This window comes from Geodermatophilus sp. SMS 5-13, assembly GCF_059428245.1.
Genome location: NZ_CP165729.1, coordinates 3,612,049 through 3,625,170, shown reverse-complemented (window position 1 = coordinate 3,625,170; position 13,122 = coordinate 3,612,049). Strand labels below are relative to the sequence as shown.

Sequence of the window (13,122 nt, the reverse complement as noted above, 5' to 3'; positions counted from 1 at the left end):
GGGATTCTGAGGGCTAACCTGCAGGGACCGCCACCGTCGCCGGGGAGCCGCACGTTGACCAGCAGTCTGTCGTCCCGTTCCGACCTCGTGCCCCCCGCGGGGAGCCTGCTCGCCCGCACCGACCGCTTCTGGGACGACGCCGTGGTGGCCGTCGTCCCCGAGGACGCCCGGCCCGGCGCCTGGGCCGGTGGCCCGTCGGCGCTGCTCGTCGACGGGGTCTGGTGGCTGGCCTACCGACTGCGCCGGCCGATCGGCGAAGGCCGCGGGTACGCCAACGTGGTCGCCCGCTCGGCGGACGGCGTCACCTTCGAGCAGGTCGTGCGCATCGCCCGTGACGACTTCGGCGCCGAGTCCCTCGAGCGCCCCGCCCTCGTGCGCACCCCGGAGGGGCGGTGGCGGCTCTACGTCAGCTGCGCCACCCCGGGCACCAAGCACTGGCGGGTCGACCTGCTCGAGGCCGGCTCGGTGGAGGACCTCGGCGGGTCGCGGCCGGAGACGGTGCTGGCGGGCAGTGCCACCGCCGCGGTGAAGGACCCGGTGATCCGCCTCGTCGACGACCGCTGGCACCTGTGGGCCTCGGTGCACCCGCTCGACGACCCCGATGCCACCGACCGGATGACCACCGAGCACGCGACCAGCCCCGACGGGCGGGCGTGGACGTGGACGGGCACCGCGCTGGCCGGCACCCCGGGCACCTGGGACGCCCGCGGGGTCCGGTTCGCCACGGTCCTCCTCGGCCCCGGCGGCCCGGACGACCCGGCGACCTGGGCGCTCTACGACGGACGCGCCACCGCGGAGGAGAACTGGGAGGAGCGCACCGGGGTGGCCCGGGCCACCGGCGACGGCGGCCGCTTCGCCGCCGACCCCGACGGCCCGGCGCTGGCCAGCCCGCACGCACCCGGCGGCCTGCGCTACGCCGACGCCGTCCCGCTGCCCGACGGCACCACCCGCTGGTTCTACGAGGCGACCCGCGCCGACGGCGCGCACGAGCTGCGGACGGTGCTGCTGCCCTCCTGACCGCAGGCGGCGCCGCCGAACCGGGAGCACACTCCGGCCATGACCTGGCTCTCCCGCGCCGCAGCAGCCGGCCTCTCCGCCCTGGGCGCGGTGGCCGCCCGCGACCTCCTCCAGCGCGAGCACACCCTGCTGCGCAACTTCCCGGTCATCGGGCACGCGCGCTACCTCATCGAGGCGGTCGGCCCCGAGCTGCGCCAGTACCTCGTCGCCGGCAACAACGAGGAACGGCCGTTCACCCGCGACCAGCGGCGCTGGGTGTACGCGTCGGCGAAGAAACAGAACAACTACTTCGGCTTCGGCACCGACAACGACCTCGAGTACACGGCCGGCTACCCGATCATCAAGCACAAGACGTTCGGCCGGGCGGTGCCCACCACCAACGTGCACGCCGGCAGCGAGGTGGCGCTGCCCTGCGCCAAGGTGCTCGGCGCCGCCCGCGGCCGGGCCCACGCGTTCCGCCCGGCATCGGTCGTGAACATCTCGGCGATGAGCTTCGGCTCGCTGTCCGGCCGCGCGGTCGAGGCGCTCAACCGCGGCGCGGCGCTGGCCGGCTGCCTGCACAACACCGGCGAGGGCGGCCTGTCGGTGCACCACCGGCACGGCGGCGAACTGGTCTTCCAGATCGGCACCGCCTACTTCGGCTGCCGCGACGAGCACGGCCGCTTCGACCTCGCCCGCCTGAAGGACCTGGTCGCGTCGGCACCGGTGCGGGCGCTGGAGATCAAGCTCAGCCAGGGCGCGAAGCCGAGCCTGGGCGGGGTGCTGCCGGCGGCCAAGGTGTCGGCGGAGATCGCCGCGGCGCGCGGCGTGCCGGAGGGCGAGGACTGCATCAGCCCGTCCCGGCACGCGGAGTTCTCCGACCCCGACAGCATGCTCGACTGGGTGGAGCTGCTCGCGGCGGAGACCGGCCTGCCGGTCGGGATCAAGTCGGCGGTGGGCGACATGGCCTTCTGGCACGAGCTCACCGAGCTGATGGCGACCACCGGCCGCGGCGTCGACTTCGTGACCGTCGACGGCGGCGAGGGCGGCACGGGCGCCGCGCCGCTGATCTTCACCGACTCGGTCTCGCTGCCGTTCCAGCTCGGATTCGCGCGGGTCTACACGGTCTTCGCCCGCGCCGGGCTGCACGAGCAGGTGGCGTTCATCGGCGGCGGCAAGCTCGGCCTGCCGGACAACGCGGTCGTCGCCTTCGCCCTGGGCTGCGACCTGGTCAACGTCGCCCGCGAGGCCATGCTCGCCATCGGCTGCATCCAGGCGCAGAAGTGCCACACCGACACCTGCCCCACCGGGGTCGCCACGCAGAGCCCCTGGCTGGCGCACGGGCTGGACCCGGCCCTGAAGTCGGTGCGCGCGGCCACCTACATCAGCACCTTGCGGCGGGACCTGCTCAAGGTCGCCGAGGCCTGCGGCGTCGAGCACCCGGGACTGATCGACACCTCGTCGGTCGAGGTGCTGACCGGGCGGACGGCGTCGCGTCCGCTGCGCGAGGTCTACGACTACGAGCCGGAGTGGGGCCTGCCGTCGGAGGCCGACCGGACGGAGATCGTCCGGCTGATGACGGCGGAGGCGCCGCAGGGCGGCAGCGCGCCGCCGTCGCCCACCGCCGTCGGCTGACCGCCCCGGGAAGGGCTCCGGGGGCGGCCCACCCGGTTGCGCGCTACCGTCGTGCCGACCTGGGACGAGAGGTCCGCGGCTCATGATGCGGCGAGGGAATCGGTCGGGGGGATGCCCGACCCTGCCCGCCGCCGGGCCGCCCGGGGGGCTGTCGTCGCAGGTTCCTGGATGAGCGAACCGATCCTGACCGGCCCCGAAGAGGCGACGGCGGCGCAGCTGGCGCGCTACCGCGCCCTGGTCGAGCACGCGCCGGACGCGATCGTCATCCTGGACGTCGGGCTCGGGCGGTTCGTCACCGTCAACCGCGCCGCGGAGGAGCTGTTCGGCCTGCCCCGCGAGGAGCTGCTGCAGCTCGGCCCGGTGGACGTCAGCCCGGAGGTGCAGCCCGACGGCCGCGCGTCGGCCGACGCCGTCCGGGCCCATGTCGAGGCGGCGGCCGCCGGGGGCCGGCCGCGCTTCGCCTGGACGCACCGCCGGGCCGACGGCGGCGACGTGCCCTGCGAGGTCACCCTGCTCCGGCTGCCGGCGGAGGACCGCGTGCTCGTCCGCGGCAGCGTGCTCGACGTCAGCGAGCGGCTCGCCGCGGAGGCCGACCGCGCGGCAGCGGCGGCCGAGCAGGCGGGCCGCCGGGCGGCGGAGGCCGGGGCCGCCCGGCTGGCCGCGATGGTCGCGGGGCTCAACGCGGTCGTGTGGGAGCGCAACCCGTTCACGCTGCAGATCCGCTTCGTCAACGACCGCGTCCAGGAGTTGCTCGGCCACCCGGCGGCCGCGTGGATGGCCGACCCCGACCTGTGGCGGCGCACCGTCCACCCCGACGACCGCGAGCGCGCGTTCGCGACGGTCCGGCAGGCGGTCGACGACGGCAAGGACTTCGCCCTGACCTACCGTGCCCACGCCGCCGACGGCCGGCTGGTCTGGCTGCACCACCTCGGTCACGTGGCCCGCGACGAGGCCGGGACGGCGACCGCGCTGCACGGGGTCCTGATCGACGTGACCGAGCAGAAGCGCCGGGAGCAGGCCGGGGTCCTCCTCGCCGCGGCCGGGCGGTTGCTCGCCGCCCCCGGCGCCGTGGAGGACCGGCTCAGCGCGGTGGCCGAGCTGACCGTGGGGGTGCTGGGGGAGCGGGCGAGCGTGTGGCTGCGCCAGGACGACGGGCGCTACCGCGCGGTGGCCGCGGCGCCCGCCGACTTCGCCCCCGCCGTCCTCGGTCTCGACCCCGTCACCGTGCCCGGTGACCTGCAGGCGACCTACCGCAGCGGCCTCCCGTTCCTCATCCAGCAGGTCGACGACGCGATGCGCCGCCGGGTGGCCCGCGACGCCGAGGAGTACCGGCGCATCGCCGAGCTCGGCACGCGGACCGTGCTCGTCGTCCCGCTGGTCACCGGCGGGACCGTGGTCGGCCTGCTCAACGTGGTGACCGTGCAGGCCGAACGGCACTTCGACGACGCCGACCTCCAGCTCGCCGGCGAGCTCGGCCATCGGCTCTCGGTCAGCGTGGCCGCGGAGCGGATGGCCGCGCACCAGCGGGCCCTGTACGAGCTGACCCGCCGGCTGGCCGGCGCGGGCACGGTGGCCGAGGCGGCCGCCGAGCTCTCGTCGGGGCTGCGCACCGTGCTCGGCGCCTCCGTCGCGACGGTCTGCGTGCTCGGGGCGGACGGGCTGCTGCGCCCGGTGGAGGTCTCGGGCTACCCCGCCGACCGGCTCGCGGCCTACTCGGCCATGCGGCTGACCGCCCCGCTCCCGGTCACCGAGGCCGCGCGCACCGGTCGCCCGGTCTGGCTGCCGGACCGCGCCGCGTGGCTGGCGCGCTACCCCGAGGCCGTCGGTGGCCTGATGGACAACACCGAGGCGGCCGCGGCGCTGCCGCTGTCGGTCGGCGGGCGGGTGCTGGGCAGTCTCGGCGTCAGCTTCCCGGCGGCGCGCGAGTTCGACGCGGACGAGCGGGGCTTCCTGATGACGCTCGCCGGTCAGGCCGGCGTCGCCGTCGAGCGGGCGGCCCTGGCCGACAGCCGGCGGGAGATCGCCGAGACGCTGCAGCAGAGCCTCCTGCCCCGGTCGCTGCCGCGCCTGGAGCGGCTGGCGGTCAGCGCCCGGTACCTGCCGGGGGCGTACGGCGCCTCGGCCGGTGGCGACTGGTACGACGTGCTGCCGCTGGACGGCGGCCGCCTCGCCCTGGTGGTCGGTGACGTGGTCGGCGAGGGCGCCCCGGCCGCGGCGGTCATGGGCCAGCTGCGCAGCGCGCTCGCCGCCCTGCTCCTCGAGGGGCACCCGCCGGCCCGGGCGCTCGAGCTGCTCGACCGGTTCGCCGGCTCGGTGGAGGGGGCGCGGGTCAGCACCGCCGCCTGCCTGCTGCTCGACCCGGGGTCGGGCCGGCTGTCCTACAGCCTGGCCGGCCACCCGCCGCCGCTGCGCCTCGGCCCGGGGGGTGCCGGGTACCTCGACGGGCCGCCGGGGCCGGCGCTGGGCCTGTCCACCCGCACCGGACGCACCGACTTCGGCACCACGCTGTCCCCGGGGGAGACCCTGGTGCTCTACACCGACGGCCTCATCGAGCGCCGGGGCGCCACCCTCGACGACGGGCTCGCCCGGCTGGCCGATGCCGCCCGGCCGGCGCGCGGCATCGGCGTGGCCGGGCTGGTCGACGGCGTCCTGGCCGCGCTGCTCCCGGGCACCCGGGCCGACGACGACGTCGCCGTCCTGGCCGCCCGGCTGCTGCCGGCGCCGCTGGAGCTGGCCCTGCCGGCCGATCCCGCCCGGCTGCGGGACCTGCGGCGGTCGGTGGCCGGCTGGGCGGAGGAGGCCGGGCTCGGCGAGCGCACGACCGGCGACCTCCAGCTCGCCCTGGGCGAGGCCGTCGCCAACGCCGTCGAGCACGCCTACAGCGCCGGGGGCGGCCCCGGCTCGGTGGGGGTGACCGCGGCCGCCGAGGACGACGCCGTCGCGGTCACCGTCACCGACACCGGGCTGTGGCGGCCGGTGCCGACCGACCCGGGGTTCCGCGGCCGGGGCCTGCAGATCATCCGTGAGCTGGCCGACGCGGTGCAGCTGCGGCCGGGGCCGCACGGGACCACGGTCAGCTTCCGGATGCCGCTGCCGACGGCACCGGAAGCCGCCGGGGGGTGGGCGCCGGGGCGCGCCGCGCGGCCGGCCGCGGTGCGCGTGATCGAGCGGGGCGGCGGGCGCTGCGTCGAGGTCGCCGGTGACCTCGATCTGGCCGCGGTGGGGGCGGTGCGCGAGGCCCTGCTGCGCGAGGTCGGCGTTCCTGGCCCGGTGCAGCTCGACCTCACCGGCCTGGGGCATCTCACCAGCGTCGGCATCGGCCTGCTCGACGAGCTGGTGCGCGGTACCCCGGTGCTCGACGTCGTCCTGCCGACCGGCGGGCCGGCGCGCCGGGCGCTGGAGGTCACCGGCATGGTGGCCGTGCTGCAGGGCCGACACCCCTCGTCACCCGGCGAGAGCCCGGCGTAGCGACGCGCAAGCACCCGGTTTCCCATTCCGAGACATCGGGGAGCAGTCGCCGCCAGGACCGCTAGCTTCGCTTCCTCACCGAGCGCGGTCCGAACCCCTGGGGGCATTCGATTTGGCCGGCTATGTGTACCGGTGCGGGACCTGCGGTCCCTGGGAGGTCCACCGGCCGATCGGGACGGCGGATCCGACGAGCGTGTGCCCCCGCTGCGGTGCGGCGGGGCGACGGATGTACACGCCGCCGCTGGTGAGCCGGGGTTCCGGCCCGGCCGCGGCGGCGCGACTGCGCGACGAGGCGAGCAGCGACGCGCCGGAGGTGACCACCGCGGTCCCGCCGGCGGCGCGGCGGTCGGCGCCGGCCGACCCGAGGTGGCAGGCCCTGCCGCGACCGTAGCGGCGGGCACCGGTCAGACCGCAGGGAGCGCGGGGGCTCCGCGATACGGAGAAGGGAGGTTCTCCTCGCCCACCCAGACGGCCCGCTCCGGCGGACCGGACCCTGCAGCGGTAATCGAGATCGGAGAGTGGGGGACATGCCAGACGTCGTCTTCACCGTCGATCAGGCGAAGTCGATGCGTGATCAGGCGGTACCCGGGCACAACCGGTGGCATCCGGACGTACCGGTCGCCACGATGGTGCGGCCCGGGCAGACCTTCCGCGTCGAGTGCCGGGAATGGACCGACGGCCAGATAGGCAACAACGACTCGGCCAACGACGTCCGTGACGTCGACCTGACGCATGCTCACATGCTCAGCGGGCCGATCGGCGTGGAGGGCGCGGAGCCCGGCGACCTGCTGGTCGTCGACATCCTCGACCTGGGGCCGGTGCAGTCGCCGCAGGAGTACGGCGACGCGCCCGGCCAGGGCTGGGGCTACACGGGCATCTTCGCCAAGGTCAACGGCGGCGGCTTCCTGACCGACTACTTCCCGGACGCGTACAAGGCGATCTGGGACTTCTCGGGCCAGGTGGCCACCTCCCGGCACATCCCCGGGGTCCGCTACACCGGTCTGACCCACCCGGGGCTGTTCGGCACCGCGCCGTCGGCGGAGCTGCTCGCCCGGTGGAACGAGCGGGAACGGGCGCTGATCGCCACCGATCCCGACCGGGTGCCGCCGCTGGCGCTCCCGCCGCTGGAGCAGAGCGTGCTCGGCGGCACCGCCTCCGGGGGCGTGCTGGACGGGATCGGCCGGGACGGCGCCCGCACGGTGCCGGCCCGAGAGAACGGCGGCAACCACGACATCAAGAACTTCAGCCGTGGTTCCCGCGTGTTCTACCCGGTGCACGTGAAGGACGCCAAGCTCTCCGGCGGCGACCTGCACTTCAGCCAGGGCGACGGTGAGATCACCTTCTGCGGCGCCATCGAGATGGGCGGGTTCATCGACTTCCACGTCGACCTCATCAAGGGCGGCATGGAGACCTACGGTGTGACGACGAACCCCATCTTCATGCCGGGCAACGTCGAGCCCCGCTACTCGGAGTTCCTGACGTTCATCGGCGTCTCGGTGGACCCCGACACCAACACGAACAAGTACCTGGATGCCACGCTGGCCTACAAGCGGGCGTGCCTGAACGCGGTCGAGTACCTGAAGAAGTTCGGGTACTCGGGCGAGCAGGCCTACCTGCTGCTCGGCTCGGCCCCCATCGAGGGCCGGATCAGCGGCATCGTGGACATCCCGAACGCCTGTGCGTCGCTGTACCTGCCGACCGCGATCTTCGACTTCGACGCCCGCCCGTCGGCGTCGGGGCCGGTCAAGGCCGACCGAGGGCAGTGCGCCGTCACGTCCTGACCGATTCGGGGGGCTCGGCGGTCACCCTCAGGGCGACCGCCGCGCCCGCCGCCGTTCAGGACGGTGCCCGGCCCTCATGGGTCCGGACAGTGGGCCGGGCGGTCACGACGACCGGTCCACCGCAGTTCCAGCATCGGGGGCTGGTCCCTCCAGCCCCCGGTGCGTCCTGTCCGGTCACCTCGCAGGGAGGGCAGGTCCAGCACACCTCGACCCGGGTCTCCACGGATCGCTCGCTCCTTCGTCGGTTCCGTGCGGCTCCTGCTGGCTGGGGAACCGTCGGAGGCATACCCACCCGGAGCCGCCGACTCACCCTGGGTGCGGACACCCCGCACGAGCCGGTCGGCGCCAGGGCGCCGGGGGGAGGAGACTCGGCCCGTGGCCGACGAACACCTGCCGATCGAGCGGCACGAGGCGGTGGACCGGTTCGGCAAGACCGCGCTGCGGACGGCCCACGACCTCGCGGCCGGGCTGGCCGAGGAGGACGGCGGTCCGGCGGAGCCGGTGGTGCTGCGGACCGACGGGCCGCACCGGAGTCTGGCCGGGCTGGCGGCACTGCTCGACGCGGCGCTCGCCGACGAGGGGGACGACGCCGCGCGCTGACGGCGGCGCTCGTGCGGTCCGCGTGCCGGCCCGCACAGCCGGTGAGGGCGCGCGGGGACGCCGCCGCACCGGCCCGCGCGTGCGGGGCAGACATTGACTCCGCGCCGCGGTCGGCAAGATCGTCGTTCCGCAGCGGTCGGCAGCAGCACCGGGCCGCGGGCGCGGCGCCTGACCGACCGACAGGAGGTCGGCGGCCCATGTCCGCAGTCAGGGACACGTGGGTGCGCCGCTGTGGGGGCACGGGTCCGCGGGCAGGCGCCGGTTCTGCGCGCCGCCGGCCCGGCCCGGGAGGTCCGGACGCCCTGCGCCGTCCGGCGCGTCCCGTCTTCTGGCGCGTCGTCGCCACACCGACACGGGGGACCTTTCCGCACCGTGCAGGCACGCAAGGAGATGAGTGCACGTGGGACCTGTCGGACTGCTCTACGTAGGGCCCGTGCTGATCGTCAACGGGCTGATGCTGCTGGGCCTGGTCGACGCCCGGGCGGCCGCGCCGCTGAACCTGTTCGTCGGCACGCTCCAGGTGGTCACCCCCACCGTCCTGATCCTCACCTCGGGCGGCGATCCCGACGTGATCCTCTTCGCCGCCGGGATCTACCTGTTCGGCTTCACGTACCTGTACGTGGGGATCAACCTGCTGGCCGGCCTGGACGGCACCGGGCTGGGCTGGTTCTCGGCCTTCGTGGCGTGCGCCGCGGTCGTCTACTCCCTGCTGAACTTCTTCTTCCCCAACCCGATCTTCGACAACGCCTTCGGCGTCATCTGGCTCTACTGGGCGGTGCTCTGGGCGCTGTTCTGGGTGGTGCTCGGGCTCAAGCGCGAGGAGTACGGCCGGTACACCGGTGCGCTCGCGATCGTCGCCGGGGTCTTCACCTGCGCGGCCCCGGGGTTCCTGATCCTCACCGGCAAGTGGACGGCGAACGTGAACACCTGGGCGGTCGCGCTGGCCATCGTCGAGGTGGGCTCGCTGGTGGCGCTCTACCCGCTGCTGCGCCGCCAGATGGTCACGGCGGAGACGGCGGAGTTCACCGAGGGCGTGCCCGAGGGGATGCCGCTGCCCCGCACGGCCGAGGACCAGCAGCGCTTCGGGTCGGAGTCCGGCTCGCGCTGAGCCGGTGATCCTTGGGAGCAGGGGGACGATGTGCCGTCCCCCTGCTCCGGCCGGGCTCAGGTGCCGCGCAGCAGTTCCTCGAAGGACGGGGTGCCCCCGAACGGGCCCTGGAGCGAGTCCGCCGGGGGCGCGGTCGGCAGGCCGGCGATGAGGTCGGCCAGCTCGCCGGCGGCCCGGCGGACGCGCTCGCCCAGCGCCCGGCTGACGCCGTCCCCACCGGCCCAGTCCTCGGAGGCGGCGAAGACCGCCGTCGGCGCGACCGCCGCCCGGAGGTAGGCGAACAGCGGCCGCAGCGCGAACTCCAGAGCCAGCGAGTGGCGTGCGGTACCGGCGGTGGCTGCCAACAAGGTCGGCTTGGAGAGCAGCGCGTCCCGGTCGAGGACGTCGACGAACGTCTTGAACAGGCCGCTGTAGGACGCCGAGAAGATCGGCGTGACCGCGATCAGGCCGTCCGCGCCGGTGACCGTCTCCACGGCCCGGCGCAGCGCGGCGTTCGGGAAGCCGGTGACCAGGTTGTCGGCCAGGTCGCGGGCGTGCTCGCGCAGCTCCACGACCTCCACGGTGGCGGGGACGCCGCGCTCGCGCAGCGCCTCGACCGTGGCGGCGGTGAGCCGGTCGGCCAGCAGCCGGGTGGACGACGGGACCGACAGCCCGGCGCTGACGACGGCGAGCGTGCGCGTGGTCATCGCACCTCCACCTCCTCGGCCTCCTCGCCGCGGACCTGACCGGTGACGTCGTCGGCCGGCGCGTGCACCGTCGAGTCCTTGGCCCCGCCGGCGGCGGCGACCAGGCTCGCGTGGGTCGGGGCGTCCGGCACGTGCGCGGGCTTGAGCGCGGCGAACTCGCGGCGCAGCACCGGCACGACCTCCTCGCCGAGCATGTCCAGCTGCTCGAGGACGGTCTTGAGCGGCAGGCCGGCGTGGTCGAGGAGGAAGAGCTGGCGCTGGTAGTCGCCGACGTAGTCGCGGAAGCCGAGGGTGCGCTCGATGACCTGCTGCGGGGACCCGACGGTCAGCGGCGTCTCGGTGCTGAACTCCTCCAGCGACGGGCCGTGGCCGTAGACCGGGGCGTTGTCGAAGTAGGGCCGGAACTCGTTCACGGCGTCCTGCGAGTTCTTGCGCATGAACACCTGGCCCCCGAGGCCGACGATCGCCTGGTCGGCCGTGCCGTGGCCGTAGTGCTCGTAGCGCCGGCGGTAGAACTCGACCATCCGCTGGGTGTGCTCCGGCGGCCAGAAGATGTGGTTGTGGAAGAAGCCGTCGCCGTAGTACGCGGCCTGCTCGGCGATCTGCGGACTGCGGATCGAGCCGTGCCACACGAACGGCGGGACGCCGTCCAGCGGGCGCGGCGTCGACGTGAAGCCCTGCAGCGGGGTGCGGAAGCGGCCCTGCCAGTCGACGACGTCCTCGCGCCAGAGCCGGCGCAGCAGCGCGTAGTTCTCCACCGCCAGCTCGATGCCGTTGCGGATGTCCTGCCCGAACCAGGGGTAGACCGGGCCGGTGTTGCCGCGGCCCATCATCAGGTCGACCCGGCCGCCGGCCAGGTGCTGGAGCATCGCGTAGTCCTCGGCGATCTTCACCGGGTCGTTGGTGGTGATCAGCGTGGTCGCCGTCGACAGCTGCAGGGTGGTCGTCTGCGCCGCGATGAAGCCCAGCGTGGTCGTGGGGGAGGAGGAGAAGAACGGCGGGTTGTGGTGCTCGCCCAGCGCGAAGACGTCCAGCCCGACCTCCTCGGCCTTCTTGGCGATCGTGACGATCGCCGCGATCCGGTCCGCCTCGCTCGGCGTGCGGCCGGTCGTCGGGTCGGTCGTGATGTCGCTGACCGAGAAGATCCCGAACTGCATGACAGTCTCCGTTGCTAGTTGAGAGTGCAACTACCTTCGCCCGCACAACGTAGCCGCACCCTGGTCTATGCCCGCGCCCGCCTGCCCCATCCGGGGGTCAGCGGCGCCGGCCGAACCGCAGGTAGGCCAGCGGCCCCACGACGTTGATCGCGATGACCACCGCCCACACCGCCTTCGGCCCGTTCACGCGGGACGCAGGGCGCCGGGCCAGGTCGGTCCAGGCCGTGGCGGCCAGCGACACCTGCACCGAGGCCAGCGCGAGCAGCGCGGCCCGCTGCCGTCCCGAGAGATCCGCCCATCGCCTGCGTGTCATCCCTGCTCCTCCGTCCGGCCCGGGACCTCGGCGCGCCGCTGGATGCCGAGCAGCATCGCGCGCTGCATGACGGTGTCGCCCAGCAACACGACGCCGGCGAGCCGCAGCATCCAGGCCGGCTGGTACCGGGCGCGCGAGCGGACGAGCAGCCGGGCGCCGGCCGCGCCGTCGGGACGCAGGGCGAAGGCCCAGCTGCAGGCGAACCACGAGCGCGGCAGCGGATCGCCGGGCCGCAGCTCGCGGCCGCTCATGGTGCGCCGGCTGAAGAGGACGAGCGAGCGCCCCTCGTCGACCGAGACCACCGTCCAGGCGCCGACGGTCTCGTCGCAGCCGGCGCCGTCGAGCAGCACGTCGCCGGGCGCGAGGTGCTGGTGCCCGGCCAGGACGGCGGCGGCGCTGGAGTTGCGCCCGGTGCGGCCGGCCGGGTCCCTCCACCACGGCAGGTCGGCGTACCAGCCGCCGCGGCCGTAGCCGAGCTGCCGCAGCCACGGCCAGACCGAGGACGGCGGGGCCGCGATGCTCACCGCCCGCGTGGCCGCCCAGCCCGGCTCCGGCACCAGCTCGTCGCCGGGCAGCGTGGCCCGCTCCTCCTCGGGCGTGGCCCCGGACCGCCGCCACTCGGGGTGGGCCAGGCCGTACAGCACCTCGGCGGTGTACTCGCCGAGGACGACGGCGAGCGATCCCCGGCGGGCGCGGGCAGCGGCCGCCGGGGCGGTCACGACGCGACGAGCCGGCCGACCAGGTCGTGGGCCCAGCGCCGCGCCCGGTCGAGCTCGCCGTCCTTGACCGGTCCCTCGGTGCCGGTGACGGCGAAGCCCTCCGGCTCGGCGGCGAGCTCGTAACCGGCCCGGCGCAGCCGCTTGGCGATCCCCTTGGCCGCGCTGCCGGCCAGGGGGTTGTCGGCCCGGGTGGCGAAGGCCGCGGCGAGCCCGCCGGCGGGGGCCGGCGGGAGCGCGTCGAGCCACTCCCGGACGCCGGTCGTGCTCGCGTGCGCGGCCTCGGCGGCGGCGACGTCCTGCTGCCGGCCGTTCGCGCGCGTCGAGGCGCGGCTCATCCCGAAGGCGTGGGTGGGGCCGCCGACCAGCAGCAGACCGGCCGAGGTCATGCGCTCCGGCGGCGCGTCGTCCACCGGCAGCACCGAGACCCGCGCCTGCGGGTCGGCGTCCTGCACCCCCGCGGCCAGTGCGTCCGCGACCGACCGGGTGGTGCCGAACAGCGTCTCGTACACGATCGCGACGTCCATGCGCAGACGCTGGCCCGCACGCCGCGACCGCTCCAGGGGACGTACGTCCCGAACCGCGGGCGGAGGGTCCCGTCGTGACCGGAGCGTGACCTCGGCGTCCCCGATCCGCCACGTGCCGTGACGACAGCGGTACCG

At 75.0% G+C, this 13,122-nt stretch carries 12 protein-coding genes; 7 read left to right on the top strand and 5 right to left on the bottom strand.

Features of this window, described 5'->3' with window-relative positions:
* The first annotated feature begins 54 nt into the window (after positions 1–54).
* The 7 genes from AB3388_RS17510 (at position 55) to AB3388_RS17480 (ending at position 9,588) form a co-directional block, all read left to right on the top strand.
* Complete coding sequence (locus tag AB3388_RS17510) at positions 55–1,017, top strand: glycoside hydrolase family protein (protein ID WP_495406585.1); 963 nt, start codon at positions 55–57, stop codon at positions 1,015–1,017.
* Positions 1,018–1,056: 39 nt separating this feature from the next.
* Positions 1,057–2,631 (top strand): FMN-binding glutamate synthase family protein, encoded by a 1,575-nt coding sequence (locus tag AB3388_RS17505; protein ID WP_495406584.1) that lies wholly within the window; start codon positions 1,057–1,059, stop codon positions 2,629–2,631.
* A 168-nt stretch (positions 2,632–2,799) separates the two neighbouring features.
* Positions 2,800–6,099, top strand: coding sequence for a SpoIIE family protein phosphatase (locus AB3388_RS17500; RefSeq protein WP_495406583.1), 3,300 nt, complete (start codon positions 2,800–2,802; stop codon positions 6,097–6,099).
* A 226-nt stretch (positions 6,100–6,325) separates the two neighbouring features.
* Positions 6,326–6,490 carry a hypothetical protein gene (locus AB3388_RS17495; RefSeq protein WP_495406582.1) on the top strand — a complete coding sequence of 55 codons (165 nt, stop codon included), beginning with the start codon at positions 6,326–6,328 and terminating at the stop codon, positions 6,488–6,490.
* Positions 6,491–6,626: 136 nt separating this feature from the next.
* The gene (gene fmdA, locus AB3388_RS17490) at positions 6,627–7,880 is read left to right on the top strand and encodes a formamidase (protein ID WP_495406581.1); all 1,254 of its coding nucleotides are present in this window, start codon (positions 6,627–6,629) and stop codon (positions 7,878–7,880) included.
* A gap of 375 nt (positions 7,881–8,255) precedes the next feature.
* Positions 8,256–8,480, top strand: coding sequence for a hypothetical protein (locus AB3388_RS17485; RefSeq protein WP_495406580.1), 225 nt, complete (start codon positions 8,256–8,258; stop codon positions 8,478–8,480).
* Between the two features lie 400 nt (positions 8,481–8,880).
* Positions 8,881–9,588, top strand: coding sequence for an AmiS/UreI family transporter (locus AB3388_RS17480; RefSeq protein WP_495406579.1), 708 nt, complete (start codon positions 8,881–8,883; stop codon positions 9,586–9,588).
* 56 nt (positions 9,589–9,644) lie between these two features.
* Here AB3388_RS17480 and AB3388_RS17475 read toward each other — a convergent pair whose 3' ends face one another.
* The 5 genes from AB3388_RS17475 to AB3388_RS17455 form a co-directional block, all read right to left on the bottom strand.
* Positions 9,645–10,274: an FMN reductase gene (locus tag AB3388_RS17475; RefSeq protein WP_495406578.1), complete on the bottom strand. Its 630-nt coding sequence runs from the start codon at positions 10,272–10,274 to the stop codon at positions 9,645–9,647.
* Positions 10,271–11,431 carry an LLM class flavin-dependent oxidoreductase gene (locus AB3388_RS17470; protein ID WP_495406577.1) on the bottom strand — a complete coding sequence of 387 codons (1,161 nt, stop codon included), beginning with the start codon at positions 11,429–11,431 and terminating at the stop codon, positions 10,271–10,273. The genes AB3388_RS17475 and AB3388_RS17470 overlap by 4 nt, the downstream gene beginning before the upstream one ends.
* A 97-nt stretch (positions 11,432–11,528) precedes the next feature.
* Positions 11,529–11,744 (bottom strand): PLD nuclease N-terminal domain-containing protein, encoded by a 216-nt coding sequence (locus AB3388_RS17465; protein WP_495406576.1) that lies wholly within the window; start codon positions 11,742–11,744, stop codon positions 11,529–11,531.
* The gene (locus tag AB3388_RS17460) at positions 11,741–12,463 is read right to left on the bottom strand and encodes a hypothetical protein (RefSeq protein WP_495406575.1); all 723 of its coding nucleotides are present in this window, start codon (positions 12,461–12,463) and stop codon (positions 11,741–11,743) included. Before AB3388_RS17460 ends, AB3388_RS17465 begins: the two co-directional genes overlap by 4 nt.
* Entirely contained in the window at positions 12,460–12,987 is a 528-nt protein-coding gene (locus AB3388_RS17455; RefSeq protein ID WP_495406574.1) for a flavodoxin family protein, read from the bottom strand. Before AB3388_RS17455 ends, AB3388_RS17460 begins: the two co-directional genes overlap by 4 nt.
* Positions 12,988–13,122: the final 135 nt, after the last annotated feature.